This is a genomic window from Occallatibacter riparius (genome assembly GCF_025264625.1).
Classification (GTDB): Bacteria; Acidobacteriota; Terriglobia; order Terriglobales; family Acidobacteriaceae; genus Telmatobacter; species Telmatobacter riparius.
On sequence record NZ_CP093313.1, the window covers coordinates 6762615 to 6788299 of the forward strand.

General features: G+C 62.4%; 24 protein-coding genes. 11 read left to right on the plus strand and 13 right to left on the minus strand.

Features of this window, described 5'->3' with window-relative positions; translation table 11 throughout:
* Window positions 1-291 precede the first annotated feature (291 nt).
* Complete coding sequence (locus tag MOP44_RS27690; RefSeq protein WP_260793808.1) at window positions 292-498, plus strand: hypothetical protein; 207 nt, start codon at window positions 292-294, stop codon at window positions 496-498.
* A gap of 208 nt (window positions 499-706) precedes the next feature.
* Entirely contained in the window at window positions 707-4429 is a 3723-nt protein-coding gene (locus tag MOP44_RS27925; RefSeq protein ID WP_313901040.1) for a carboxypeptidase-like regulatory domain-containing protein, read from the plus strand.
* 160 nt (window positions 4430-4589) lie between these two features.
* Here MOP44_RS27925 and MOP44_RS28225 read toward each other — a convergent pair whose 3' ends face one another.
* The 3 genes from MOP44_RS28225 to MOP44_RS27705 all read right to left on the minus strand — a co-directional run bounded on the left by MOP44_RS28225 (window position 4590) and on the right by MOP44_RS27705 (window position 5819).
* Complete coding sequence (locus MOP44_RS28225; protein WP_449290005.1) at window positions 4590-4946, minus strand: immunity protein Imm33 domain-containing protein; 357 nt, start codon at window positions 4944-4946, stop codon at window positions 4590-4592.
* Window positions 4946-5389: a DUF2203 domain-containing protein gene (locus MOP44_RS27700; protein WP_260793809.1), complete on the minus strand. Its 444-nt coding sequence runs from the start codon at window positions 5387-5389 to the stop codon at window positions 4946-4948. Before MOP44_RS27700 ends, MOP44_RS28225 begins: the two co-directional genes overlap by 1 nt.
* 73 nt (window positions 5390-5462) lie before the next feature.
* Window positions 5463-5819, minus strand: a complete 357-nt coding sequence (locus tag MOP44_RS27705; protein WP_260793810.1) for a glyoxalase superfamily protein — start codon at window positions 5817-5819, stop codon at window positions 5463-5465.
* A gap of 574 nt (window positions 5820-6393) precedes the next feature.
* Between MOP44_RS27705 and MOP44_RS27710 the strand changes: the two genes are divergently transcribed.
* Window positions 6394-7323: an ornithine cyclodeaminase family protein gene (locus tag MOP44_RS27710; protein ID WP_260793811.1), complete on the plus strand. Its 930-nt coding sequence runs from the start codon at window positions 6394-6396 to the stop codon at window positions 7321-7323.
* Between the two features lie 108 nt (window positions 7324-7431).
* Here MOP44_RS27710 and MOP44_RS27715 read toward each other — a convergent pair whose 3' ends face one another.
* Entirely contained in the window at window positions 7432-7812 is a 381-nt protein-coding gene (locus MOP44_RS27715; RefSeq protein ID WP_260793812.1) for a VOC family protein, read from the minus strand.
* A gap of 595 nt (window positions 7813-8407) precedes the next feature.
* On the opposite strand from MOP44_RS27715, the gene MOP44_RS27720 reads away from it, so the two are divergent.
* Window positions 8408-8950 carry a peroxiredoxin gene (locus MOP44_RS27720; protein ID WP_260793813.1) on the plus strand — a complete coding sequence of 181 codons (543 nt, stop codon included), beginning with the start codon at window positions 8408-8410 and terminating at the stop codon, window positions 8948-8950.
* A 146-nt stretch (window positions 8951-9096) separates the two neighbouring features.
* Window positions 9097-9660 carry a carboxymuconolactone decarboxylase family protein gene (locus MOP44_RS27725; protein ID WP_260793814.1) on the plus strand — a complete coding sequence of 188 codons (564 nt, stop codon included), beginning with the start codon at window positions 9097-9099 and terminating at the stop codon, window positions 9658-9660.
* A gap of 226 nt (window positions 9661-9886) precedes the next feature.
* On the opposite strand, the gene MOP44_RS27730 is transcribed toward MOP44_RS27725, so the two are convergent.
* From MOP44_RS27730 to MOP44_RS27740, 3 genes are read right to left on the minus strand one after another with little or no spacing between them, the layout of a single operon-like run.
* Window positions 9887-10471, minus strand: coding sequence for a hypothetical protein (locus MOP44_RS27730; protein ID WP_260793815.1), 585 nt, complete (start codon window positions 10469-10471; stop codon window positions 9887-9889).
* A 21-nt stretch (window positions 10472-10492) separates the two neighbouring features.
* Window positions 10493-11893 (minus strand): excinuclease ABC subunit C, encoded by a 1401-nt coding sequence (locus tag MOP44_RS27735; RefSeq protein ID WP_260793816.1) that lies wholly within the window; start codon window positions 11891-11893, stop codon window positions 10493-10495.
* 52 nt (window positions 11894-11945) lie between these two features.
* Entirely contained in the window at window positions 11946-12602 is a 657-nt protein-coding gene (locus tag MOP44_RS27740; RefSeq protein WP_260793817.1) for a hypothetical protein, read from the minus strand.
* 179 nt (window positions 12603-12781) lie between these two features.
* Here MOP44_RS27740 and MOP44_RS27745 point away from each other — a divergent pair, with 179 nt between their 5' ends.
* The 3 genes from MOP44_RS27745 (at window position 12782) to MOP44_RS27755 (ending at window position 15642) form a co-directional block, all read left to right on the plus strand.
* The gene (locus MOP44_RS27745; protein WP_260793818.1) at window positions 12782-13663 is read left to right on the plus strand and encodes a tetratricopeptide repeat protein; all 882 of its coding nucleotides are present in this window, start codon (window positions 12782-12784) and stop codon (window positions 13661-13663) included.
* Between the two features lie 211 nt (window positions 13664-13874).
* Window positions 13875-14627, plus strand: coding sequence for a glucose 1-dehydrogenase (locus MOP44_RS27750; RefSeq protein ID WP_260793819.1), 753 nt, complete (start codon window positions 13875-13877; stop codon window positions 14625-14627).
* A gap of 70 nt (window positions 14628-14697) precedes the next feature.
* Window positions 14698-15642: a VWA domain-containing protein gene (locus MOP44_RS27755; protein WP_260793820.1), complete on the plus strand. Its 945-nt coding sequence runs from the start codon at window positions 14698-14700 to the stop codon at window positions 15640-15642.
* Window positions 15643-15658: 16 nt separating this feature from the next.
* On the opposite strand, the gene MOP44_RS27760 is transcribed toward MOP44_RS27755, so the two are convergent.
* The 5 genes from MOP44_RS27760 to tldD form a co-directional block, all read right to left on the minus strand.
* Complete coding sequence (locus tag MOP44_RS27760) at window positions 15659-17515, minus strand: DUF3857 domain-containing protein (RefSeq protein ID WP_260793821.1); 1857 nt, start codon at window positions 17513-17515, stop codon at window positions 15659-15661.
* A gap of 204 nt (window positions 17516-17719) precedes the next feature.
* Window positions 17720-19120, minus strand: a complete 1401-nt coding sequence (locus MOP44_RS27765) for a TldD/PmbA family protein (protein WP_260793822.1) — start codon at window positions 19118-19120, stop codon at window positions 17720-17722.
* Window positions 19121-19152: 32 nt separating this feature from the next.
* Complete coding sequence (locus MOP44_RS27770) at window positions 19153-19434, minus strand: helix-turn-helix transcriptional regulator (protein WP_260793823.1); 282 nt, start codon at window positions 19432-19434, stop codon at window positions 19153-19155.
* Window positions 19431-19754 carry a type II toxin-antitoxin system RelE/ParE family toxin gene (locus tag MOP44_RS27775; RefSeq protein WP_260793824.1) on the minus strand — a complete coding sequence of 108 codons (324 nt, stop codon included), beginning with the start codon at window positions 19752-19754 and terminating at the stop codon, window positions 19431-19433. Before MOP44_RS27775 ends, MOP44_RS27770 begins: the two co-directional genes overlap by 4 nt.
* A 36-nt stretch (window positions 19755-19790) precedes the next feature.
* The gene (tldD, locus tag MOP44_RS27780; RefSeq protein WP_260793825.1) at window positions 19791-21245 is read right to left on the minus strand and encodes a metalloprotease TldD; all 1455 of its coding nucleotides are present in this window, start codon (window positions 21243-21245) and stop codon (window positions 19791-19793) included.
* 395 nt (window positions 21246-21640) lie between these two features.
* On the opposite strand from tldD, the gene MOP44_RS27785 reads away from it, so the two are divergent.
* Window positions 21641-23017 carry a hypothetical protein gene (locus MOP44_RS27785; protein WP_260793826.1) on the plus strand — a complete coding sequence of 459 codons (1377 nt, stop codon included), beginning with the start codon at window positions 21641-21643 and terminating at the stop codon, window positions 23015-23017.
* Between the two features lie 251 nt (window positions 23018-23268).
* Here the strand turns inward: MOP44_RS27785 and MOP44_RS27790 are convergent, their stop codons facing one another.
* On the minus strand, window positions 23269-23475 hold the full coding sequence (locus MOP44_RS27790; protein WP_260793827.1) for a hypothetical protein: 207 nt from the start codon (window positions 23473-23475) through the stop codon (window positions 23269-23271).
* 35 nt (window positions 23476-23510) lie between these two features.
* On the opposite strand from MOP44_RS27790, the gene MOP44_RS27795 reads away from it, so the two are divergent.
* Both MOP44_RS27795 and MOP44_RS27800 read left to right on the plus strand, forming a co-directional pair.
* Window positions 23511-24047, plus strand: coding sequence for a YfiT family bacillithiol transferase (locus tag MOP44_RS27795; protein WP_260793828.1), 537 nt, complete (start codon window positions 23511-23513; stop codon window positions 24045-24047).
* Between the two features lie 3 nt (window positions 24048-24050).
* A complete protein-coding gene (locus tag MOP44_RS27800; protein ID WP_260793829.1) occupies window positions 24051-25673 on the plus strand; it encodes a hypothetical protein in 1623 nt (540 codons plus the stop codon).
* Window positions 25674-25685 lie beyond the last annotated feature (12 nt).

Below are 25685 nucleotides of genomic sequence, written 5' to 3' on the forward strand. Positions count from 1 at the left end.
CGCCGAGCCGCGACCCGGTGCCCGCTCGGACCATTGCTCAAGGGTCGAAATCATCTCAGCGGTCAAAGCCGCACTCTTCTAAGCAACTGCCCTTATCACCCGCCTCACTCCGAGCCATTTCGCCTATTTCTCCGAATTTTCCCCTAGGACCATCCCTAGGGCGTATGATCAATCCACAGTCATTGGCTGTCCGCCACCGGACGCCAGCCATAGAGGCACTCACTCCCGGCCTCTGCAAGCGCGCCCCTCTCTCGCCGCATTTGGCCGCGGCTTCCACTGATCGGAAACACTATGTACATCCCTCTGGTTCGCGAAAGCGTACGCGTACGCGGCCACAGCGGCACGTTCTACGTGCAGCAAGTCGACTACCACCGTGAAGTGGCTCATTTAGCCTCCTCAGCCGCTGAAAAGAAAGCTCCTCACATCGTGAATTTCGAGGAGCTCTTCGCCACCTGGGAAGACCCGGATAGGGAGCAATCCCACCAGATCGCTCGCTGAAACCTGTACCCGCATTCGCCCAGGCGTCAGCCCAAGCGTTAGCTCAATTGTGATGGCGCTCACACAACCTGTCCCAATATGGGCTCTCCGCCTGTTCAGCTTTCCCTTCTGGGAATAGAATCGCTTCAACTTCTCCTGGGGTCGCCGTAGCGGCGGATACCTGCCGCACACCTGGCCTTCCCGACGGCGGGCCAGGCGGAAGGGTTGCGTGGGCGAGTCCTGGGTGGGCCAACAATCTCATTGCCGCCGGCCGGCGTTCCTGGCGATTCTGCTCTTCGCCGCCTCGCTGGCCGCGCAATCCCTTGCCCTTGGCTCAGTCGACGGCAAGCTCACCGACTTCTACTCCCACCCCCTCGACGGAGCAACCGTCCTCCTCCGCAACCTAACCACGGGCCAGGAATTCCACGTCACCGCCGGCAAGAACGGCGCTTACCGTCTCGCCAGCCTCACCCCCGGCAGCTACGAGCTGGAGGCCCGCACCCCCTCCGGTGTCGGCCACGCCTCCGGCATCACCATAAGCCCCGGCCACGCCTCCCGCATCCTCACCGCCGTAGCCCTCGCCGACCAGTCCGCCCTCGCCGCCCGCGACCAGCACACCAGAACCTACGCCTCAACCCCCACCGCCACCCTCCCCCCTCCCCCACCCCCATCCATGCAGATGCCCCCGGCCCCCCTCCCCCCCTCCCCCCCTGACAACGCCGAGATCGACCGCTCCGGGATCACCCCCACCACCATCGCTGTCGCGAGCACCACCATCCCCCCCCTCCCCCCCCACCCCGCTCTCCTGACACTCCCAGCCACCGCCGCCGTCCGCCCCCTCAACCAAACCGGCCTCCTCCTCTCCTCAGCCGCCTCCGCCAGCATTCGCGCCGCACTCGCCAGCCCCCTCCAGGCCCCCCTCCGCCTCCAAGCCGAGGCCGCCCAGCCCGAACCCTCCGAAGCCGCACTCTCCACCACCCTCTCCGCGGCGGAGATCCAGTCCCTCCCCCTCCCCGGCCGCGACTTTGAGGCCGATTCCCTCATCGCCCCACCCGACGTCACGCCCACCAGCGACGATCAACCCCTTCCCGCCAGCCGAGTTCCCTCCTCCCGGCCCGCCGAGCGCGTCAGCACCCATCTCGCCTTCGGCTCCCAGAGCATCACCCGCCACGAGGACGCCGCCCTCCTCATTCCCAGCGTGAACGAAGCCACCATCAGCAGCATCCGCCTCGTCGACAGCCGCGGCAGCGCATTCCCGATGTCCGCCACCGCCCAAACTCGCAGCGGCTCCGATCAAACCGCCGGCCGTCTCCACGGCAACGCGTTCTTCTTCGGCCGCCAGGGACTCCTCGACGCCCGCAATCCTTTCACCCAGTGGGTCAAGGAGACCGCCCCCGCCACCGCAACCACCGTTCCCGTCTTCACGCCCTTCCTCTACTCGCCCGACGATCACCGCACCCGCTGGGGCCTCGGCCTCGGCGGCCCCCTCCGCCGCAACAAGCTCTTCTGGTTTGCCGAGTTCGACCGCGAGCAGCGCGACCACCCCGCCGTGGCCACTGTCCGGCACCCCGACAACTTCTTCGCCCAGCCATCGAACGACGAGCTTCAGGTCCTCAGTGCCCGCCTCGGTCTCACCGCAGCCGACCCCATTGCCGCCGGTCTCACCGCCTACTCCTCCATGCTCGAGACCCTCGCCGGCCTCCTCGGCCCCACCCCCCGCACCTCAACCGAAAACGCCGCCTTCGCCCGCATCGACTGGAACGCCGTCGAGCGCCATCGCTTCACCGTCCAGGCCGCCGGTACCCAATGGAACTCCCCCGGCGGCGGCCTCCAGCGGCTCTCCGAAAACTACGGCTCCCACAGCTTCGGCGCCAGCACCGGCAACTCCCTCTGGCTCCTCGCCACCTGGACCGCCTCCCTCAGCCCCAGCCTCATGCTTGAGACGCAGGGCTCCATTGGCCGCCATCTCCTCACCCACCCCCCCGGTACCCCCTCCCCCTTCGAGCAAACCCTCAACATTAATCCCTGGGGGCAACTCCCCCAGATGGTCGTCGATTCCAGCTACGGTTTCTCGATCGGCAACCCCGCCCGCTTCGGCGCCGGCAGCTATCCTGACGAGCACACCTACGCCGCTCGCGAGACCGTCCACTGGATGCACGCTGGATTCCTGTTCCGCGGCGGCTTCGCGCTCCGCCACGACGCCGACGCCACCAGCTTCGTCCGCAATCACACCGGCACCTACCACTACGCACGTCTCCAAAACTTCGTCTCCGACGCACTCGCCTTCGAAAAATACGGTCTGGCCGACGCCCTCAACCCCATGCACCAGCACAACTGCGACCAGCGCGGCAAAGCCTGGCGCGATGCCGACAACCAGCTACACGGCGTCGGCTATCTGCCCTGCTACTCCTGGTACTCGCAGACCCTCGGCCCCACTCAGTGGCATCTCGAAACCAACGACTGGACCGGCTTCACCGCCGCGCAGTGGAAGCCCGGCAAATCGCTGCTCGTCACAGCGGGCCTCTCCTGGAACCGCCAGCAGATGCCCCCACCGATTGCACTCGTCGCCAATCCCGACCTGCCTGCTGCCGGCCATCTTCCCAGCCTCGGTAACGAGTGGTCGCCTCGCGTCGGCCTCGCCTGGGGCACGCACGAGAGCCACATCCCGGTCGTCCGCCTCGGCTACGGCATGTACTACGGCCGCACCTCCAACTCCGTCCTCGAAAGCGCGCTCACCCAGACCGGCTCGCCCAAAGGCGACCTGAACCTGTTTGCCCGCCCCACCGACAATCTCCCCGACAAAACCGGCGGTGCACCCCCCTTCCCCTACGTGCTCGCCGCCAGCAATGGCCTCACCCAAAAACCCGGCGCAGTCGAAATCGCCCCCACCTACCGCAACGCCGAGGTGCACCAGGCCGTCGCCGCCGTCGAGGAAGAACTCCCCGGCCGCGTGCTCATCAGCGTCGGGGCTCTCGCCAGCCTCGGCCGCCGTCTCCCCGTCACTGCGGACACAAACTTCGACCCCGCCCTTAATCCCGGAACCATCACCTACACGGTCACCGATTCCACCGGCAAGGGCCCCCTCAAATCCCCGCAGATCACCGTGCCCTTCTTCGCCTCGTGGCCCGCCGGTGGCGCTGACGGTGGACGCCTCAATCCGAACTACCAGCAGATCACCCAGCTGACGAGCCGCGCCAACTCCACCTATGAGGCCGCCATGCTGCGCCTCTCGCGTTCCGGCCGCCGCGGTCTCAGCCTGAACCTGCGCTACACCTACGCCCACGCCATGGACTGGAACCCCGACGAGGGCGTCCTGCGCGGCCGCGCCAGCGTCCTCGATCCCCTCGATTTTCAGCAAGAATACGGCGTCAGCGACCTCGACATCCGTCACACCCTTGCCGCCTACGGCGTCTGGCACTCGCCCTGGAAACTCCACGGCCCCGCCGCCCACTTCGCCAACGGATGGATGCTCTCCGGCATCGGCCAGTACCACTCCGGCCTCCCCTACACCATGCGCACCTCGGGCACGCTCGCGCAGCAGTATGTCGACGGCGGCCTGGTAGAGGCCCTCGGCCCCGGCATGAACGGATACGGCGGCGCCAACCGCGTCTACGGCGTCGGCCGCAACACCTACCGCTACCCCGCCACTTGGAAAGCCGACATGCGCCTCGGTAAGCGCTTCTCACTGGGAGGCCAGCGCGAACTCGAGTTCCTCGCGCAAACCTTCAACCTCTTCAATCACCAGAACGTCACCGAACTCGAAACCACCGGCTATTACGTCGACTCGTCCACCGCCGCCGGTTCGCTGCCCAAGCTCAACTTCCTCACCGGCGCAAAGCCCGGCCAGACCGAGTTCGGACAGCCCCTCAACATCAACGCCACTGACAATTACCGTGAGCGCCAATTCGACTTCGGCATCCGCCTCCGCTTCCACCACGACTTCGTGGATTAGAGCAGTTTCTGCGTCTCAGGAGATGATCGACGCGCCCGCGCCGTTAGGCGCAGAGTTTATTAGCCCCGCGTTTCAACGTGGGGGAGTCGGAAGTTGATGTGAGTTCGGAGTCCCGTAGGGACGGCGGAAAAGTCCCCGATATACCAACCGTGGAAATGCTCTAGATGTGCAACAGCGCTGGGTCGAACCACACGTCGAGATACTCGCCAGCCAGGAGAAATCGAGATCCGGGTGGGAGTCCCAGCAACCGAACCAATTGCGGATACATTCGGTAAATATGGGTCGTGTGAATGGGAGCAAAAAAGTCCGGAGCTACAGAAAACTGCTCACCGCACCAGATGTACCAGCCAGTGGTGCCAGCTTCGGCCCGATGACGCAGCCCGTTGATCGGCACCAAGCCGTCAGTGGAGATGGCAAACCCGCTCTTGAGATCTCCAGGCGAAGCGACAAAATCGATCTGTCTCGCAGCACAGAACGCGGCCTGCCGACTGTCTGCGTCAGACTGAGGAATGGCCATCAATTCGGCCGCGCCGGCCCCGCATTCTTTCCGCGCCGAAACCGCTCATCCACCGGCTTGCGTCCCTTGAAGCCCGACTCCAGCGTGTGCCAGTGTTCGATCGAAGTCTCACCCATCCGCCAGCAGAGCAGCACCACCTCGTCATCAAGACGAAACGGAAAATCCAGCAGCCCCGACTCCAGATCCTTCACCTGCACGCCAATCGCGTCAATCTCGGCCAAGGTCTCGCGCACGCGTTCCAGGTGCCCATCCATCTCCGCGCGCAGCCGCACAACCGACGCAACGTCCACCTTCATCCCGCCTGACAGATAAATCCGCCGACTCAGCTCGCCGAGCTGGCTCTCGACACCTTCAGCCGCTTCCTTCCCCGCGATGGCGCGCTTAAGTAGAGACTCAAGCACGGGAAGGAGTGACTGCGCTTCGTCGAGAGTGAATGTCTTCATAATTGTCTGCAACTAGGATACGAGAAAAGCAGAGTACAGTGAACAGTGGTCAGTTGACACTCACCGTGACGAGCTACTCGTCATCCCCCAAAGGTTCCGTGAACTTCAGCTCATTCCCAAATGCATCCTTCACGCGAAAATCTCGATTGCCCCAAGGCTTGCGCTCGATCCCCTGAGAGAACTGGACACCGCGTCCGGCAAACTCCTCATACATCTCCGCCAGATCCGGCGTAAACAGGTGCACGCCCATCGCTGCCGAGCGGTGCAGCTTGTCCTCGAAAAGGTGCAGAGCAATGCCATCGCGCTCCAAGATGGCGTAACCCTCGGCGCTCTGGCTGGCAAGCGCGAAGCCAAGCCTTCCATAGAAAGCAATGGCTTCCCCCAGGTTGGAAACAGGCAGTTCCGGAGCAACACGCGTAATCCGGGCCATAGGAACCTCCTCGACAGCCGGGGACTCGGAGCCGGGGAACGCTCCGAAAAGTAGGACGGGCCGCCGCGCGTTTCCATTTCCTACCCCCGTGTACATTAACGCCGTTTACCTCAGCTCGCTACTCTCCGAACAGAGCTAACCTCCGCATGCTGGGCACCGCACGATCTTCATCTGCCACAGCCAAGGGCGATGCCCATCCAGCCAGTACCTCGCTCTCGGCGGCAGCGTCGCCATGACTCTCACCGTCGTCAGCTAAACAGTTTTGCTTGCAACAGCTTGAAAAGAATTACTCAACAGCTTAGTGAACACCGGCATTCGGCGGTGTTTAAAAATTGCACCGCTGCAGTTGTGCCGTTAGGCTATGCAAACTGAGCGCTGTTTAACCGCGGAGGAGTCGATTTCGATCCTTCACACGAAGGTCCTCACTTTCCACCAAGATGCGCAATATGCCTCGTCTCTTCCTTTGAAGAGCCACTTGAACTTCTGCCGCTAAGCTCCTCGTATCAATCTCCCGCTCTACACGTTCGTAGGTCTATCCCTCGTCTCTCTGTCCCTAAGGTACCCTTAAACCCACATGTACATCCCTGAAGAAGAAGTCCGCTCTCTCCTCACCTGGGAAGCCCTGTTCCCCGCCATCCGCCAGGCCCTCATCGACTTCTCCGCAGGCCCCCGGGCGAATCACATTGTCGATCAGCCCCCGCGCTCGATCCTCCGCTCCAACCACACCACCGGGCCCAACAACGGCTGGTTCGCCGCCATGCCCGTCATCTACCAGGACGTGATGGCCGTCAAGACCGTCACCTTCTTCCCCGGCAACGCCAACCTTGGCCTGCACACCCACATGGCCATCATCGAGCTGCTCAGCCGCACCACCGGCCAACCCCTCGCCATCATGGACGGCCGCCTCATCACCGAAATGCGTACCGCCGCTGTCTCCGCCGTAGCCCTCGATGCTCTGGTCCCCCGCGGAGCCCGCTCCCTCGGCATCCTCGGCTCCGGTGTCCAGGCCCGCTCCCATCTCGCCGCCTTCCGCCTCCTCCGCCCCGACATCGCCGACGTCCGCATCTGGTCCCGAACCCCCGCCCACGTCGAGGCCTTCGCCGCGGGGACCCAGATCCGCGCCACGACCATCGAAGAAGCCGCATCGGCCGACGTCGTCCTCGTCGCTACCGCCTCCCCCACCCCGGTACTCATGGGCCGCTGGCTCAAACCCGATGCTCTGGTAATCTCCGTCGGCGCGGTAGGACCCACCGTCCGCGAGCTCGACGACGAAACCCTCCACACCAGCTACATCGTGGCCGAATCCCGCCACGCGGCCGAGCGCGAATCCGGCGACATCGTCCTCTCCAACTCGAGCGTCCAGGCCGAAATCGGCGAGATCCTCTCCGATCCGGCCAGCCACCCCTTCCCCAAAAAGGGGCGTGTCCTCTTCAAATCCGTAGGCATGGCCATCGAAGACCTGGTCGCCGCAAAGCTAGTCTGGCAAGCCCGCCAATCCCGCTGACCGCATTCGCACGAAGTTCCCGTGCCCCATCCTGTCGACTTTGTGCTGTCGACAGGGTGGGAGAGCACGAACCCAATCACGGCGAGTGAGGGGGCGAAAGCCGCCCACCTACACATCCGCCCCGAACGCCAGCAGCCGGCCGTCGCAATCCTTAACCACGAATTCACGGCACTTCCACGGCATGTCCCCCAGCCCCCGCGCGAACTCCACTCCCTTGGCAGCGTACTCGGCATATAGCGCATCCGCATCCTGCACAAATAGATAGGCATCCAGCAGCTCATCGGCATACTTTTCGGGATTCGCCGTCGGCGGCTCCGCCCGCCGGAAGTGGATGGCCCGCCCATCCCGCGCCACGATGGCGTACTCCGGCGGTTCGTCCGGAGCCGGGGTCCACGTGCCCAGGCATGCGAAACCCAGCTTCTCCGCGTACCAGCTAACCGTCCGCGCAATCTCCAGTGTGAAAAAAACGGGCACAATCTTCACGATCATGCCCCGCAGTCTACCCCAGATTCACGTCCCACCGAAAAGCAACCACCCGCCCTTGGCCCCGGCATCCTATCTTGGAAAGATTCTGCGCCGCGTCGCAGCATATGGCCGGGAATATAGCTCGAATCCGCATCCGGCCGGCACCGGGCAGCGATATATAAAAAATCTCCGCTGCCCGGAATGCCAAACCGGAACGAATCGAAATAAACAACTCTGAATCAATCAGATAACACGAGCAACTTAAAGGGAGCCATAAATTATGCCCACCTGCTGGATCAAATAGCGCGTGCTCAGCGATACCTGCCTTGCGCGCCTCCCGGCTGCACGCCCCTCGCTCAGCCTGCGAGCCTGCCACTGGAATGAGGTCTGCCTCCGCTGAACGTCGGCGACGGCAGTCACACCGCGGCCTCGATCCCGTCAGCTACCCTGTTAACAAAGGCGTCCCGGCCGCAACTTCCGGCCCGCTGGCGCATCTCTTAAGGGACCCATGATTCACCAAACGGCATAAAAATCGGCTTCCTCTTTCGGAGACAGCCGGGGGCGGAATCACGCCCTCCCATAAACCAGGATCAAGCCTAACTTTCTCAAGGAGTTATTCATGCTTACAGTTGGAGAAAAGTTCCCTTCGTTCGAACTTCGCGCCGTAGTCAGCACTGAAAAAGACGAAAACAAGGCGTTCCAGACCATCACCGACAAGTCCTACGAAGGCAAGTGGAAGGTCTACTTCTTCTGGCCCAAGGACTTCACCTTCGTCTGCCCCACCGAAATCGCAGCCTTCGGCAAGCTCAACCAGGAGTTCCAGGACCGCGACGCCCAGCTCCTCGGCGCCTCCATCGACTCCGAGTACGTCCACCGCGCCTGGCGTGAGCACCACCCCGACCTCAACAATCTGCCCTACCCCATGCTCTCCGACATCAAGCGCGACCTGTCTGAGCAGCTCGGCATCCTCGACCTCAAGGCCGGCGTAGCCCAGCGCGCCACCTTCATCGTCGACCCCGACAACGTGATCCGCTTCGTCTACGTCACCGACCTCTCCGTGGGCCGCAACCCCCAGGAAGTCCTCCGCGTGCTCGACGCCCTGCAGACCGACGAGCTCTGCCCCTGCAATTGGCAGAAGGGCCAGGAAACCCTGAACGCGTAAGACTCGACGCGGGTGCCCCGTCCTAGCTCTGCTAGGGCGGGGGGACCTCATCTTGACGGGCTGTCCTGCAGATCTCGAGACAAAACTTCAGACCTGCACTAACCCAAAACTATGAACTGTGAACTAAGAACTGCGAACTTAAAGCCATGACCCTAGACGCCCTGATCGATACACTTCCTACGTACGCCAAGGACCTCAAGCTCAACTACTCGTCCCTGGTCCGCAACAATACCGAGCTCACGCCCCAGCAGCTCTGGGGAACCGTCGTCGCCTCGGCCATCGCCACCCGCAGCGCCGCCCTTACTGCGGCCGTGCTCCAGGCCGCTCCCGCCCAGCTCAGCCCGCAGGCGCTTGAGGCCGCCCAGGCCGCTGCTGCCATCATGGGCATGAACAACGTCTTCTACCGCTTCCACCATCTCGCGGCCAACGAGAAGTACTCCACCATGCCGGCCCGCCTGCGCATGAACGGCCTCCGCGGTCACGGAGTGGAAGAGGTCGACTTCGAGCTCTGGTCACTCGCCGTCTCGGCCATCAACGCCTGCGGCAAGTGCGTCGGCGCGCATGAAAAGGTCGTCCGCGAAAAGGGCGCAAGCGAAGAGCTGGTGCTCGCCACCGTCCGTGTGGCCTCGGTCATCCATGCCATCGGCGCCGTCCTTGACGCCGTCCACGCCCAGGCAGCGATCACCGCCCCTGAACCCGCCCTGGCCTGATCCAGCCGACTGTTCGGGCGCGGAAATGGGCGCCCCAGGTCTCTCGCTTTTGGTGACCTGGGAAAGCACACCACACACTCAGCCACTGCCCTCGTTTTGCTCGCGCCCCATCTTACGGCAGGCGCCCTCGCGACTTCTTCCTGTCGCGAGGACCGAAGGCCACCGCTCCAGCGCAGTCGAAGATGGCGCCGAAGGCGCGGTCAGCCCCACCGCAGGTGGCAAGTGGCTAGTCGAACATGTGCAGCGACCCGCGCTGTTGCCGCTTCCCCTCCGGCTTTTCCAGCGCCTTCAGCAGAATCCGGCTGCGCGCCCGCATTGCCGGCGTCCCTGACCGGCCGCTCACCCGCAGCAAATCCAGCACCTCCGGCAGGCACGCCGGATCCTGCCTCGTCAGATCCGCCATCGCATGCAGCGCCGTCGTCTTCACAATCGAAGATTTGTCCTCGCCCCACGTCGCGAGCACCGCGCGAATCCGCCGGCATTCGGCCACCGTGAGCGTCATCCGTGGCAAAATCAGCGCGAGATTCCAACGCACCTTGGCCACAGTCGCATCGGCCAGCAGCCCGATCAGTTCCGCCTTGTACTCTTCGACAACGCGCCGCAGCCCCGCCGAAGCCTCCCGCGTCACTCGTTCCAGGGCGTCGGCCGCGCGGCTCGCCACACCTGGATCATCGTCCCACAGCAGCTCAATCAGCCCGGGCAGCCGCCGCGGCGCCTCGGCAATCCACTCGACCACCTCAGGCACCCGGCCGCAATCCCACGCACATCGGCCCACCGCCAGTTCCGCCCGTAAATCCACTTTGGCAGCCATCAGGTTCTCAGCTCTATTCTGTTAAGAAGTCGCGGCGCCGGTCAGTGACTTCGCAGCGATCCGCCCCACGGCTCGAAGCATCGCCCGCACCGGCCACGCTCCCTCGTCGTCAGGGAAGCAGATCTCCCCCGGCCTCTTCACCTCCGGCCGGTAGTACCACCGCTTCAGCAGCGCCAGGTGCCCCTGCCGCACAACCGCATTGGGCGCCTCCATCGGCTTCTCCAACTCGGCAAGCACCGCCTCCATCCGCGCCTCCAGCATCGTGCGCGCCGCCCGCGCAGCAACTCTATCCCTTTGTCCCTCTGTCCCGGAGCCTGTCCTGAGCGAAGCCGAAGGGTCCTTATCTTCCTGTTCCCTGCCCTTCTTGTCCCCGGTCCCTGGTGCCTGGTCCCTGCTGTCTCGCCCTTCCGCCACCGCCTCTAGCGCCATCGGTTGCGCGAACAGCGAACTCGATCCCGACTGCTCGTTCTGAATCCGCATACCCAGCGTCGAAAACGCCACCGGCCCGCGCAGACGGCCGTTCAGATACATAAAAACTGCCACTTCAGGCGAAGGCGCCGAAGGCGCGGTTGGCCCCACCGCAGGTGGTTGCATCACCACCGCCCGCAACTGCCCCATCGGCCGCACCAACTCCGGAGCCAGCGCTCTCACCGCCTCCGCCTTCTGCACCTGCGCATGTAGAGCCGCCGCCGACTCAAACTCCAGGTTCCCTGAAGCCTCATCGCGCGCCGCTCGCAACTGCACCAGCTTGCTCTCTCCACGGGTCGCCAGGAACCGCTCCACTGCCGCAGCCTCCTCGGCATACCGCTCATCCGAGCAGCCTTTGTAGCACGGCGCCAGACACATCTTCATCTCCGAGTACACGCACCCCGGATGCGACGGATCGGGCTCCAGATCCTCCGTACACCGCCGCAGAAGAAACAGCTTCAGCGCCTCGTCCGCAAACCGCTCCGCTACCGCCCGCGAAGCGAACGGCCCATAGGCCCATTCGGCCTCCTTCTGGCTCGGTCGATTCGTAACCGTCACGCGCGGATAAGAATTGCCGCCCAGAAACCGCACAAACGCCGGCGCGCCCAGGTGCATGCGCTCCAACGCCTTCGCACCATACACCTTCTGCAGCAGATCGAACTGGAGCAGCAGCGACTCAAAATCCGACCCCGTCAGCCGCCACTCGATCCGCCGTACCCGTCCCGCCAGTTGCAGTCGCTTCGGATGCTTCGGCGAAGGAATCAGCAGCCGTTCCAGCCGCCCCCGCAGATTCGGCGTGCGCCCGATGTAGGGCTCAGCATTCGCCGCCTCTCCATATAGCGCGAATACCGCGCACCTCTCCGGCAGCGCCTTCAAAATCTCGCGCGCCGCTCCAGGATCAAACCCAACGGACTGAAACTCGGCAGACAGGCCCATCACCTCGGCTGAATTCATCCAACGTTAGGCCGGACGATTCAGGGACTACACCGAGCATAGCCGAGTGCCATCACTTGCAGTCTGCAGTGCTCGTCGAAGTATCTGCACCGCCTTGTTCGTAGGCTTTGAGCACCCGCTCCTGATCAGCCAGAGGTATTACGCACCACTCGTGCCTCAATGCATCGGAGATTGCGGTACGTGCGTACGGCTCCATCGTCCATTTGCCATTTTCCATTCTGGATTGAGTGCCGAATATCTGCGGCTGACCGATCGACAGCAGGTACCGATCCATCGTGGCAGCAGCCATCCATTTCGCGTGGAAGAATCCCTTGCTCGCCGCAGTCACCGCCAGGACATGCGCCAGCATCAATTCATTCGGATCCCCGGAATGCTGAAACAGCAGGGCCACAAAAAAGTACTCGCGACCTGTCTCAACCTTGCCTTCTGCAAGAAGCTCTCTGGCCTTGGAATGGCGGACGGCATCGTGTTCGAGCACCGCTGGTTGAATCCTGCAGGAAGGAACCTGTGGATCGGTTCCGAACATGTCGATACACCGGTCCCACTGATCCTGTAAGACGAGGTCAAGGATTTCACGCTTAACATCAGGCAGGTTTGGCACCGTTGGCGACTGCCTCAATTTGGCCTGTTCCTGAGTGACTGAACTGACGGCCCGCAATAAACAAAAGCCCAAAGTCAGTGCCTTGGCCAGACCCGAACGAGCAAACATATGGCCCCTCACCTCTCCATCCACGGTGGAAGATCCCGATCATATCGCGCGACACGAGTTTAGACGCGCTTGGCACTCCATCGTGGCCGGCCGCTCAGTTCATTGAACTGAGTCCCACATCACAGCGTTCCCTGCGCGTTCCCTGCTATGTTGTCGCTTCACAGACGAGGGACGAAACAATGCGCATCCGACAACTTCTTCTGGCCGCCGCTATCCTGTTGCTTCCGACGCTTGCCTCGGCTCAGTCCGCCAAGCTCGATCCTGCGCTGCTCAAGAAGGCCAACGGTGGAGATTCGCAATCACAATTCCTCGTTGCGCAGGCTTATGCCTCGGGCAAAGGCGTGGCGCACGACGACACCCTTGCCGCGCAGTGGTATCAAAAAGCCGCCGACCAAGGGCTGGCGAGCGCTCAGTTTGAGCTCGCCATCATGCTGCTTGCCGGGCGCGGGGTCGAGCCGGATGCGGTTCGCGCTGCCGTGCTCCTGAACCGCGCAGCAGGGCAAGGCCATGCACAGGCTCAAATGGCTCTCGCCGGACTGTATGACCATGGCGAAGGCGTAAAGCAGGATGACGTCCAAGCCGCGGGGTGGTACCACGAGGCAGCGTTGCAGGGCGTTCCCGAAGCACAGTTGAACCTCGGCATCATGTTCCAGAATGGCCGCGGTGTTCCCAAGGATTACGCCCAGGCTGCGGTCCTCTACCGCGCAGCCGCCGAGCAGGGCAACGCCTCCGCGCAGTTTAACCTCGGCATTCTCTACGACAACGGCCAGGGAGTGGAAAAGGACTTTACGCAGGCCGCGCAGTGGTACCTCAAGGCCGCGCAGCAGGGAGTCTCCCGTGCGCAGTTCAACATCGGCGCCATGTACGCGCAGGGCGATGGAGTTGCCCGCAATCTGCCGGAAGCCTATTTCTGGCTCGATCTGGCTGCGAACACGTGGAACGGCACGCATCAGCAGGAGGCCGCTGCTGCCCGCGACCAGGTCGGCGCTCGCCTGTCCCCGCAGGAGTTGAGTTCAGCCCAGCAACGCGCACAGGATTGGCTCAAAGCCCGGCAGAAGTAGGACTCCTTGCCCTCGGCCTGCGACCGATGTAGGGCTCGCCGTTCACCGCCTCTCATAAAATCAAACTCCGCATTTCCCGCCGGCGCCTTCAGCATCTCGCGCGTCTCCCTTTGAACCGCATTTCGAAATAAGTGAGGTGGCCGAGTGAATCTCCCGCGGTCTGGCCACATCTGAAACATACGACTTAGAAGAGCGGACAGGAGAAAGAAGAATGGCAGGCAAACTCGCAGGCAAGGTAGCGCTGGTGACCGGTGGCAGTTCGGGAATCGGGCTTGCAACAGCAAAACAGTTCGTTGAAGAAGGCGCCTTCGTCTACATCACAGGCCGGCGACAGGCAGAACTTGAGGCGGCCGCTGCAGAATTGGGCAATCAGGGAAAGGCCGTGCGTACGGACGCCTCCAATCTGGCCGATCTCGACACGCTCTACGCGCAGATCAAGCAGGAAAAGGGCCGGCTGGATGTGCTCTTCGTCAACGCCGGGGGCGGCTCGTTTGCGCCACTTGGTCAGATCACCGAAGAGCAGTTCGATCAGACCTTCAACACCAACGTGAAGGGCCTTCTTTTTACGGTGCAGAAAGCGCTCCCGCTCATTCCCGACGCCGGTGCAATCGTGCTCAACGCCTCTATCGTCTCCGTGCAAGGTGTCGCGAACTTCAGCGTCTACTCGGCAAGCAAGGCCGCAGTGCGCTCGTTCGCGCGCACCTGGACGAGCGACCTGAAAGATCGCAAAATCCGCGTGAACGTGGTGAGCCCAGGACCCATCGACACACCCGGATTGAGCGGCCTCGCCAAGACTGAGGAGGAGAAACGGGCGCTCTATGCGCAGTTCGCTGCCGATGTCCCCCTGGGACGGGTTGGCAAACCGGAAGAGATCGCCAAAGCAGTTGTCTTCCTCGCCTCAGACGACGCGAGCTACATCACCGGCATAGAGCTGTTCGTGGACGGGGGAACGGTTCAGGTGTAACGCGAGGCGGACGGACAGTGGAAGAGCTGCCCGCATCTCCTCGCCGTGAGTATACGATGAGCGATGCACCATGCTCTCGGCTCGCATAACTCGCTGGCTCGCAGTTACGGGTGCCGTGTCCTGCCTGTTGCCCGCCCTGGCGCAGACTGGCTCAACCTCTGATCGCGGCTACACCATGACGCTCCCCGTCGACGAGGTTGCGCTGACGTTTCATGCCTCCGCGGCACACGGCCAGCCAGTCAACGACATCCGAGCCGACGAAATCAAGGTCCTCGATAACGGAACCGCGCCCGGCAGAATCATCGCCTTTAATGCGCTTCTTGACCGCCCCCTCCGCGCTGCCATCCTCCTCGACACCAGCGAATCCATGGAGAGGGCTCTGCCTCGGACGCGAGACACTGCATCGCGCTTTGCCGGCGAGGTCTTCCGCCCGGGGACCGATCAGGGATATGTAACGCAGTTCGGATACTCCTCGGTAGTCGTCCGGCCGTGGACCGGCGACTCGGCAGCGATCGTCCGCAGCATTCAGGGAATCCATGTCGGGCAGGCAAACCCGCTGCCAGGAACGGCGCTGATCGATTCAATCTTCCGTACATGCCTCTACGGATTCGGCACCGCGGATCCCTCCGCCACGGGAAACGTCATCCTGCTGTTCTCCGACGGCGAAGACATCTCCAGCCACACCACAACTGACGAGGCCCTGCGCGCCTGCCAGCGCAGCAACACGGTCATCTACGCGTTTCGCACCGAATCTGCCTCAGGATCACCCGGCCCCAGTACCCTCGCCGAGCTGACAGCCAAGACAGGCGGACGCGTCTTCCCGGCGGACTCCACGGACGACACAATCGCAAACGACCTGCACATCATCGAGTCCGAGATGAGGAACCAGTACCGGCTCGTCTATCATCCCGCGCAGTTCAAGCATGACGGCGCATTTCACTCGATCGAACTGCAACTCCCCGATCGCGTCACCAGAGTCGAAGTCCGCACCGGCTACTTCGCCCCCGAGCACTGATCACAGGCGGTTCTCTTCAATTCGCCGCCGTCTCCGTCTGCCGCTCCAGCACAATCTGCTGCTGATCTGAGTTCGAAATTCTCTTGTAGATGTATTGGAGATTGCCATACATCCCAGCTTCGAACATCGCCGCGGCCCGCACAAACTTGCGCTTCACGTTCACTGCTCCGTCTGATTCCTTCACCGCTACCGTAAGCCCCAACTGCCCGGCCCATGCGATGTTGTCGTTCCGCGGCAGCGAACCCATCTTCATCCCCGCGGGGAGTTTGTAGGTCAGGTCGTCCTGCTCCAGTGTGGCGTAATGCAGATCAATCGGCACCCGCCGTGTTCCATCGTCGTCAACAAACGGATGCTTTCCCCGCGCCTCGAAAAAGAACGCCGGAACGATCATGCGCTTGGCAGTCGTGGCACCAAGGCTGCCCGAGAGCTTGATATAAGCCGTGAGCTCTCCTTCTACCTCGGAGAGTCCTTCAAACCGATCGAGATCTCCCTTCACGCCATCGGGCAGGCTCTCGTCCAAATAGTCGCTCAAGTCCCTGGACAGTTCCTCCTTCGGCTCAATCAGAGCCAGTTGCCGCCAGCGAAGGGCCTCCAGTCCGCCGAACACGAAACGTACGGTGCCCGTCACCGCTCCTTTCTCATCGATGTTGACATCGCCAAGCCTCTGGACGCTCGCAGCCTTGGCAGGTCCCGCAGGAGTGTCCTCAATCGATATTCCTTTCTCGCTCAGGCGGAACCCCTTGGTCATCTCGTGCTTCCAGTGCAGGATGCCGTACCCGCACATCTTCTGCCCCGGATCGAGATACACTTCCTTGCCCCCCAGTTCGACAATCGCGATGTAATCGTCGAACTGGTCAACCGAAAGGTTCGTCGGCTCAAAAGCTGCGCGGTCGCGGTTCACCACCTGCATGGGCCACGCCTTCAGCCCGGCTGCCCTCGCCAGCGCTACATAAAGCAGCGTAATTTCATCTGAGGTGCCGCGCTGCTGCTTCCACACTGAAGCCGCATCTTTGCTGCCCTTTCCCTTCGGTCCCGTTGCACCAGAGAAGTCGCTGTTGTCGATCTTCATGACCGCGGCGTAGAGCTTGCGCGCCTTCGCCTCATCCGAGTCTCCGACCGCAACCAGGTCGGCGACAGCCTTCTTGATCGCTCCCGACGTCGCCGCAAACCGCTCCGCGTTCTTCGCCCAATACTTCCCCTCGCTGCTCCAGAACTCCTCCCCGGAATGGGAGCTTGTGTAGAAGAAAATCACGCTGTCGCGCAAATTGTTGAGAGGCGGCAGATAATCGCCCGTCGGCATCGGCGGAACGTCCGTCACATCCAGCTTGTAGCGATGCAGCGAGTCCTGCACCACCTGCCCGCCGCCGCTGAGGCGCGTGGCCCACACCAGTCCGCCGGCAACTTGCCCGTGCTTGTCTACCACGTCCTGCCCAACGTTGTACACAGGATTGAAGAAGTAGTGAGCCTTGTGCACAAAGTACTGCTGCTGTACCCTCCACTCCGGCGAAGACACCGTGTCCTCGCTGTAGCGGAGCTGCAAGTAGTACTCGAGAATGCTGCCCACCTCTACCGCCGGCAACGTGAACACCATTTCGTTGTACTGGTGGCCGCCGCCCTTGTACGACAGCAGGTCTGAGGGCTTCGCCTGCAGCGGAATGATCGTGCCGTCCGCATGAATTGTGCGCCCGTGGATGGCCGCCACCGAAAACGCGCCCTTCTCATAAGGCACATGAACCGTGGCCAGTTTCGTGCCCTTGTCCGTAAGCACCTTGATGCGCGCGTAGTAGGAGTGGTAATGAACCGCGTCGTCTGTCTTCTCCTCGACGTAGAGATACACAGCCGCAGCCCCCGGCGCCTTCGGATCGGAGGTCATGTGGAGTTCTTCAGGCGTAGGATCCTGAAACTGGGCTTGAAGTGAATAGGACGAGGCAACGAGACAGGCAAAAACACAAAGCAGCCGCAAGCACTTGCGCATGGCAACAGGACCCTTTATTGGAGTATTGCGGCAGTGTACCGAAACTCCGCGCGTTTGTCTGCGGCCCCGCGCCTTGCCTGCTCCTGCCCCTATTCCCTGCCCTTAGGCTCCCGCCAGCGTCATCCCGTCAATCCGAATCGTCGGCGACACCACCGCACCGCGCCAGCGCAGATCATTCCCCACCGCCGTGATGTTGCGCAGCATGTCGGCCAGCTTACCGGCGATCGTGACCTCTTCCACAGCATGCGTAAGCTCGCCGTTTTCGATCCACAGCCCTGCCGCGCCGCGTGAATAATCACCCGTCACCATGTTCACACCAAACCCGATCAGGCTCGTCACATACAGCCCTCGCGGAACAGCCTTGATGATCTCCTCCGGCGTCTGCGTTCCCGGCTCCAGGTAGAGATTCCCCGCGGCAATCCCCGGCGTCCCCGCCAGCCCGCGCGACGCATTGTGCGTCGACTTCATCCCCAGCTTGCGCGCCGCATACGTGTTCAACATGTAAGTCTTCAGCACGCCGTCTTCCACCACAACATTGTGCCGCGAAGGCAGCCCCTCACCATCGAACGGAGACGTGCCATAGCCTCCGGTTCCGTTCGGCAGAATCATGGTGCTGTCGTCAATAATGTTCAGCCCCGGCGACAGAATCTGCTCGCCCAGCTTGCCCGCCAGAAACGAGGCATGCCGCCAGATCGCATCACCCGATGACGCGTCGAACACCAGCCCCACAAACGATCGCGCCGTCTCCGGAGCAAACACAATGGGAATCTGCTGCGTGGGCATGCGCCGCGCGCCCAGCTTACGCAGTGCTCGCCGCGCCGCCTCGCGGCCCACAGCCTCCGGCGTGTCGAGATCGGCCAGGCGTCGCGCGCTCGTGTCCCAGTAGTCGCGCTGCATAGCGCCGTTCTCGTCCTTGGCCAGCGGCACCACGCCGAAGCCCACATAGCTCGCCCGGTTCGCGCCCACAAAGCCGCGAGAATTTGCCAGCACCTTGCGCCCGTTCGACGTCTCAAAGCTCGCGCCGCGCGCGCTGCCGATCCGCGGATCGTAGGCCAGCGCCGCCGCCTCCGCACGCCGCGCCATCTCAATGCGCTCTTCGCCTGGCAGCGAGTTCACGTCGTCGAAGTAAAGGTGCAGATCGCCCGGATACCGCCCGAACTCGCCCGCCTCCGGAAGCCCGGCAAACTCGTCCTCCTCGGTGATCTTCACCAGCGCCATCGCGCTATCCACAAGCTGCCGGATGCCGTCCGCCGTCAGGTCACTCGTCGATGCCGTAGCCGAGCGCTTGCCCTGAAACACCCGCAGCCCCAGCGCCCGCGACCCCGACTCGACAAGCTTCTCAACCTCGCCCAGCCGCACCGTGACAGAGAACTCCTCGCCCTCGCGCACTGCCGCCTCCGCATCGGAAGCACCAGCCTTCACGGCCAGCTTCACAACATCGGCAGCAAGCGATTCAAGATCGAGTTCAGACGTGGAGGGGGAATTCACTGCTGTTTCAGTCATACTTCGAAGCTATCAAAGACACCAAGAATCGATCAGGCGGCCGACAGTCGCACTTCGACCTTCGAGCCCGTCGCCTGCGCGAACCGCAGCAACGTCTTCGTGCTCGGAAGCGTCTGCCCACTTTCGAGGCGCGCAATCGTTGACTGGCTCGTACCCATGCGTTGCGCAAGCTCAGCCTGCGATAACCCGGCGCGAACACGAGCGCGAATCAGCTCCGTCGCAATCTCAAATTCAGGAGCCAGACGATCGTACTCTGCCTTCACCTCGGGATCTTTCAGCCATTCTTTGGCTAAGTTCTCGAAAGGGATTGTCATCTGACCTCCTCTGCTCGCCTCAGTCCAAGATTGATCTCAGACTGTGGAGTTTGCTGTGTCTTCTTCACAAATGCACGCACAATCACCACGCGTCTGCCGAAAGCCGTCACGTAGAGAGCGCGTGCAATGCCGTCACGCCCTGCTAAACGGATCTCCCACAGCTTGCCCTCAAGATGCTTGACGTGAGGCTCTCGAATCGTCTCCAGCCCAACTTGGCTGATGAGCCGTGAAATCCAAACCAGTCGAGCTCGGATGTCTTTCGGGAGCTCATCGAGTTCCCGCTGGACGATCTCATTCAGGACTTCGACTCGCCATTCCACGCGTCAGTATATCTCAAATTTGAGATAGACGCTGACCTACCGCCCCGTTCCTCCCACCGTCATCCGATCCAGCTTGATCGTCGGCATACCCACGCCCACCGGCACGCTCTGCCCATCCTTGCCGCACGTCCCGATGCCCTCATCGAGCTTCAGATCATAGCCCACCATCGACACATGCTTCAGCGCCTCCGGCCCATTCCCGATCAACGTCGCATCCCGCACCGGCGCCGTAATCTTGCCGTCCTCAATCAGGTACGCTTCGCTGGCCGAGAAGACGAACTTGCCGTTGGTGATGTCCACCTGTCCGCCGCCAAAGTTCGGCGCATACAGCCCGCGTTTCACGCTGCGGATAATGTCCTCCGGATCATCCTCGCCGGCCAGCATATACGTGTTCGTCATGCGCGGCATGGGAACGCAGTGATAGCTCTCGCGCCGCCCCGAGCCTGTATTCGCCGTGCCCATCAGCCGCGCCGACAACTTGTCCGTCAGATAGCCCTTCAGGATTCCGTTCTCAATCAGCACCGTTTCCTGCGTCGGCGACCCCTCGTCGTCCACATTCAGCGATCCGCGCCGCCCCTCAATCGTGCCGTTATCCACCACCGTGACCTTCGGACTCGCCACAGGCCTCCCAATCAATCCGCTGAACGCCGACGTACCCTTGCGGTTGAAGTCGGCTTCGAGCCCATGGCCCACTGCCTCATGCAGCAGGATCCCCGGCCAGCCTGGCCCCAGCACCACTTCCATCTCGCCCGCCGGCGCTGGAACCGCCCCCAACTGCAGAATCGCGCCGCGCGCCGCCTCCTGTGCCAAATTCTCCGGGCTCTTCGATCCCACAAACTGCGCGAGTCCCGCACGTCCGCCTGCGCCCGCCTGGCCCTTGGTCGTGTTGTCGCCATCCTTCGCGATCACAAATGCATTCAACCGGCACAGCGGCTGCGTGTCGCTGGCGAAAGAGCCATCCGAACCCGCAATCAGAACCCGCCGCAGCTCTTCCGAATAGCTCGCCCGCACCTGCACAATCCGCGGATCAAACGCCCGCGCCGCACGGTCCGCCCGAAGAATCAGCTCCAGCCGCGCCGCCAGATCCAGGTCAAACCCGCCCAGCGGAACCGGATACAGATCCGGCGTCTGCGCCTCCGTGAACCCCTGCACCGGAGCCTTCGCCGGCCCCGACGCAATCAGCGCCGCTGTCTTGGCCGCATGCAGCAACCGATCGGCGTTCAGGTTATCCGTGTACGCATACCCCGTCCGCTCCCCGCTGATAACGCGAATGCCGCATCCGGCGCTCGTCCCAGTACTGGCGGACTTTACAATCTGCTCGTCCACCCCAAGCGACACCGCCGTCACCGACTCAAAATACAAATCGGCGTAGTCGCCGCCGGCAGAAAGCGCCTCTCCCAGGCAGCGTTCCAGCAGCCGTTCCGTGATTCCAAATTTTTCGAAGAAATAACGCTTATGGTTGTTCGCTGGAATATCCGCAGGGGAAGTCATCTCTATCAGTTTACGCCTCATTCATTTGACGCAAGTCCAGCCACCCGGTCGCAACCAGCTGGGTGCGTTGGCAAACCGCACGAGAAACGTGGCGACGTGCTAAGCCATCACTCAATCAGGTGACCAGAGTCACTGACGCGTGGCTCAAATAGGCCAAAATGAACGTCGACCGATTTCCGTGTAAACGGGGACGGGGAAATCTAAGAGGAGAAACCGCAGCTAAGTTCGATTGGCCCAGCGCCACAGAGCACGCGCCAGGTCACTTCTGACTTGACCGCTTTGCCCTCAAGTCACGCGGTGGGAGAAAGCTACGCCCCATAGTGGGATCGGGCAGACGGCCGATTTGCCTGACGAAGAGATTTCCCTCCACACCGCGCCACCTCTCGGAGGGAACAATGCACAAGATCTATAGAACCAGTCCTTTGTTCCTGCTCGTCGCCGCTGGCCTTTTGTTGATGATGGCGAATCCGCCGGAACTACGTGCGCAAGCTCAAAAATTCGTCATCAGCCCGAATGGGACCGACGATACACCCTCAATTCAAGCAGCGATGACGGCATGCCAGGGCGTAACCCCGCATTGCGTGATCCGGCTTATGGAAGGAGATTTCATCCTTACACCCGTAGAAGCGGATGATTTTCGAGGCTCCATCGTCGGGGCAGGGATGAACAAGACCAACATCACCCTCAAGCCTGGATTCCAGATTCAGACCGGATTTTTCTTCCAGCCGCCCAGCCCATCCAATCCTCATCCACAGATGTTTACGTTTCGAGGAGGGGACGTCACCATCATGGATCTCACGATGAAGGCCCACGGCCAGGACCCGTTCCCTCCTTACTGCTATTTCCCAGGAGTTTGCTTCACCCAACTGCAGTCGTTCATCTCCGTATTCGCTCTCCCAGGCAGCACAGATCGCACCAACTCCCGGATTGAACGCGTTCAGTTGCTCGCCGAACAGGGCCCCACGGGCGGAGTTACAAGCAATGCGAGGAACACCAACAATGCGATTGCCATCGGCGGCCAGTTCTTTCAGGCCAAGATGGAGTACGGCGGCACGCACGTCATCAAGGACTGCTTCGTTGACTGGTCGCATATATTCCTGCTGGGCGCCAATGAAGTGAAGTTCTCGCTCGATCACAATACATTTCGCCACAGCTCTAGCGCAGCCGACGTGGGCCAGGTAAGTGATAGCGACATCAGCCTGACGCACAATGACATCGAGGCGAGTTGGACCGGGATCGGCGTAACTCAATTCACGTTCTACGATCCGGACGGATGGGTCCCGCTGAAGCCCTCGAGGTACCAGATCGCGGGCAATCGCATCCGCATTGCCGGCAATACCCCCAATCCGGGAGAGGGCATTTTCGTATCGGACCAATTCCAGCTTCTTGCGGGGGACAGCCAAAAACGAATGGTCGATGTAACGATCACGAATAACTCCGTCGAGATGCAGGCCGGAGCCCTTGGTGGAATCGATCTCTGGAGTGTCGACAACGCGCGGGTAGCGGGCAACGTCGTAAAGGGAGCTGGCGACTGGGGCATTGGCGCTACAGGTGTGACCAACAGCCAGTTTCTCGGCAACTATGTCGACGCTTTCGATGCGACCGGCGGACAGATATTCCTCTCCGGACCCGGAGTAGCGACTGGCGGCGACAGCGGGTACGACACTCCCGTCACCAACACCTTCCCGGCGACTTCAAACGCCTTTGTCTTGGCGGGTGCGCATGACGTGGTGGTTGATCAGGGGACCAACAATACTGTGAAACGGAGATAAGTCCGCTAATCACATATCCCTTTGTGGGGCAGCCTGAGACTCCCCCTTCGGGCTGCCCTTTAAATCTGACACAGATACCACTATCCAGTCTGGATTTCGTGTTCCGGCCGAATGATCGCCGATCGGGCTATGCTGGCAGAACCTCGCTAATCGGAGCTTGCCCGAACTGCTTCACCCATCCATCTCGCCTCCTGTTTGCGTTCTTGATTCACACCCGCGCTTTCTCCACACAACCAATGCTTTCGCCGCAATCAGACCGATGCTACTCTCAAGCCATGAAGAAGATTGTCCTCGCAGCCTTCGTGCTGATGCTGGTTGCGCCTGCCGCCTTTGCCAGAACGCACCACCATCACGCTCACCACATGCACGGCCACGCTCACCATCACAGCCACCATCGTTCCGTGTAAACCGGCGTCCGGCCGCACGCCTTCGTTCGCAGCGAGCCGGCGCCACCCCATCTCTCCCGCTCTCCCCGGCGTGATAGGTTCATGTCATGCCAGACCCTACGCCCAATCTCGACGATCTCCGCTACCCCATCGGCCGCTTCAATGCCGCCGCTGCCGGCTCGCGCGCCGAGCAGATCGACACCCTCCGCAATCTTCCTTCTAATCTGCGCACCGCCGTAGCCGGCCTCAACGACACCCAGCTCGACACGCCCTACCGCGAAGGCGGCTGGACCGTTCGCCAGCTCGTCCATCACATTGCTGACAGCCACGCCAACGCCTACATTCGCTTCAAGCTGGCGCTCACTGAAGACAACCCCACCATCAAACCCTACGACGAAGCCGCCTGGGCCAATCTCCCCGACAGCCGACTCGCCATCGACCCCTCCCTCGCGCTCACCGACGCCGTTCATGTGCGCCTCGTCAGCCTGCTTGAATCCATGACAGACACGGACTACCAGAAGACCTTCCGCCACCCCGAGCGCGGCGGCCCGGTCTCACTGTCCAATAATCTCGCCGTCTACGACTGGCACTCGCGCCACCACCTCGCCCATATCACCCGCCTCCGCGAGCGGATGGGCTGGTAAGTCATGCTCAAGGGCCCGTCTACTGCTCGTACACCCGCGGCAGACGAGCCCTCTCCCGCACAACTCGCCAAAGACATCGAATCCTACGTCGCCGAGCACCCTGAAGCCGCGGTGCTTGAAGACGGCAGCGTCATCTTCGACATGCGCACCGCCAAGTACTCCGTGACCGAATCTCACGGCCGCTGCCTGCTCCAGCTCTGGAGCGAGGAGCGCAACCTCGTCCGCACCGTCGTCGGCGTCGACCATCGCGCCGCTTGCCTGCGCGTATCCACCAGGCGCCTCGGCGCACCCCGCCCTGAGTCGCTCGAGATCGTCCCCGGCCGCGACCGCCGCACACCCACCGCCCGCGACGGGCAGCGCCGCAACTATCAGCGCCTTCTCGAGCGCATCCTGCCCCGCGCCCTGCACGGCTGGAAGGTCGACGGCATGCGCTCGGCCATGGACCTCGAGCACAGCTTCCGCCCCGCCTACGTCCGCGGCCGCCTGCTGAAAGGCACCTCAGCCGAAGCCGTCGTCGGCGTAGGCTCATCCGAATCCGGCTCAACCATCGACGGCATCCTCACCATCGGCCTTCTCTGGCTCGACTACTGCCGCCAGCACACCGACGCCCGCCGCCACTTCGGCGGTCTTAAAGTGATCGTGCCGGCCGGCAGTTGGCGCGTCACTGCCGAGCGCTTGGCCTGGCTGAATCACGCCGCAGCCGACTTTCAGCTCTTCACGCTCGACGAGCGCACCGAGGAACTCGCTCCCGTCGACTTCCGCGACACTGGCAACTTCGAATCGCGCCTCGTGCACTCCTTCTCCGCACCGGACGCCATCGAGCGCTGCCGCGCCGGAATCGATCGCGTGCTCAACCTGCTCTCCCCCGGTCAGCGCGACCGCGTCGAGCTCTATCCGCGATCAGCCACTGAGGTCAGCCTGCTCCTCCACGGCCTCGACTTCGCCCGCGTCCGCCGCGGCGTGAGCGCAACCTCTTTCACGCAGACCGACGAGGTCACCTTCGGCGCCGGAGCCAACGAGACCCCGCTCAACGACGAGACTGAGCCGCTATGCCGCGACTTGCTCGCCCGTCTCTTCCAGAGCCGCCATCCGGGCGGATTGCACGCCGACCCGCTCTTCCGCCTCCAGCCCGAGCGCTGGCTTGAGTCACGGCTCCGCTCCAACATGGCCGACCTTCTGCCCGGCTTTCGCAACGATCTTGTTTACTCGCAGGTGCCCGCCCTCACCAGCGGCGACCGCGGCATGCTCGACCTGCTCACCCTCGACCAGGCCAGCCGCCTCGTCGTCATGGAACTGAAAGCCGACGAAGACCTCCACCTGCCTATGCAGGCCCTCGACTACTGGATCCGCGTGCGTGCCCTCAACGACGATCGCGCCCCCGGCGCAGGCGGTCGCAGTCTCTCAGCCTTCGAGCGCGCCGGCTACTTCGCCGGAACGGAAGTCTCGCCCCTCCCGCCGCGCCTGCTTCTCGTCGGCCCGGCCTTGCGCATCCATCCCGCCAACGAGCCGGTCCTGCGCTACCTCTCCCCGCAAATCGAGTGGGAACTTATCGCCGTCGCAGAGCAGTGGCGGCAGGAACTCAAGGTCGTCTTCCGCAAGCGCCGCGAGGGCAGCGGGTCCGTTTAAATTCGCACTACT

Bases quoted from the DNA above. Each gene is read 5' to 3' on its own strand.
- MOP44_RS27770 (WP_260793823.1), bottom strand. From the start codon at position 19,434: ATGACAATCCCTTTCGAGAACTTAGCCAAAGAATGGCTGAAAGATCCC.
- MOP44_RS27800 (WP_260793829.1), top strand. From the start codon at position 24,051: ATGCTCAAGGGCCCGTCTACTGCTCGTACACCCGCGGCAGACGAGCCC.
- MOP44_RS27735 (WP_260793816.1), bottom strand. From the start codon at position 11,893: ATGAATTCAGCCGAGGTGATGGGCCTGTCTGCCGAGTTTCAGTCCGTT.
- MOP44_RS27740 (WP_260793817.1), bottom strand. From the start codon at position 12,602: ATGTTTGCTCGTTCGGGTCTGGCCAAGGCACTGACTTTGGGCTTTTGT.
- MOP44_RS27700 (WP_260793809.1), bottom strand. From the start codon at position 5,389: ATGAAGACATTCACTCTCGACGAAGCGCAGTCACTCCTTCCCGTGCTT.
- MOP44_RS27750 (WP_260793819.1), top strand. From the start codon at position 13,875: ATGGCAGGCAAACTCGCAGGCAAGGTAGCGCTGGTGACCGGTGGCAGT.
- MOP44_RS27785 (WP_260793826.1), top strand. From the start codon at position 21,641: ATGCACAAGATCTATAGAACCAGTCCTTTGTTCCTGCTCGTCGCCGCT.
- MOP44_RS28225 (WP_449290005.1), bottom strand. From the start codon at position 4,946: ATGGCCATTCCTCAGTCTGACGCAGACAGTCGGCAGGCCGCGTTCTGT.
- MOP44_RS27790 (WP_260793827.1), bottom strand. From the start codon at position 23,475: ATGGGGTGGCGCCGGCTCGCTGCGAACGAAGGCGTGCGGCCGGACGCC.
- MOP44_RS27715 (WP_260793812.1), bottom strand. From the start codon at position 7,812: ATGATCGTGAAGATTGTGCCCGTTTTTTTCACACTGGAGATTGCGCGG.
- MOP44_RS27760 (WP_260793821.1), bottom strand. From the start codon at position 17,515: ATGACCTCCGATCCGAAGGCGCCGGGGGCTGCGGCTGTGTATCTCTAC.
- MOP44_RS27795 (WP_260793828.1), top strand. From the start codon at position 23,511: ATGCCAGACCCTACGCCCAATCTCGACGATCTCCGCTACCCCATCGGC.
- MOP44_RS27705 (WP_260793810.1), bottom strand. From the start codon at position 5,819: ATGGCCCGGATTACGCGTGTTGCTCCGGAACTGCCTGTTTCCAACCTG.
- tldD (WP_260793825.1), bottom strand. From the start codon at position 21,245: ATGACTTCCCCTGCGGATATTCCAGCGAACAACCATAAGCGTTATTTC.
- MOP44_RS27710 (WP_260793811.1), top strand. From the start codon at position 6,394: ATGTACATCCCTGAAGAAGAAGTCCGCTCTCTCCTCACCTGGGAAGCC.
- MOP44_RS27765 (WP_260793822.1), bottom strand. From the start codon at position 19,120: ATGACTGAAACAGCAGTGAATTCCCCCTCCACGTCTGAACTCGATCTT.
- MOP44_RS27725 (WP_260793814.1), top strand. From the start codon at position 9,097: ATGACCCTAGACGCCCTGATCGATACACTTCCTACGTACGCCAAGGAC.
- MOP44_RS27690 (WP_260793808.1), top strand. From the start codon at position 292: ATGTACATCCCTCTGGTTCGCGAAAGCGTACGCGTACGCGGCCACAGC.
- MOP44_RS27730 (WP_260793815.1), bottom strand. From the start codon at position 10,471: ATGGCTGCCAAAGTGGATTTACGGGCGGAACTGGCGGTGGGCCGATGT.
- MOP44_RS27755 (WP_260793820.1), top strand. From the start codon at position 14,698: ATGCTCTCGGCTCGCATAACTCGCTGGCTCGCAGTTACGGGTGCCGTG.
- MOP44_RS27745 (WP_260793818.1), top strand. From the start codon at position 12,782: ATGCGCATCCGACAACTTCTTCTGGCCGCCGCTATCCTGTTGCTTCCG.
- MOP44_RS27720 (WP_260793813.1), top strand. From the start codon at position 8,408: ATGCTTACAGTTGGAGAAAAGTTCCCTTCGTTCGAACTTCGCGCCGTA.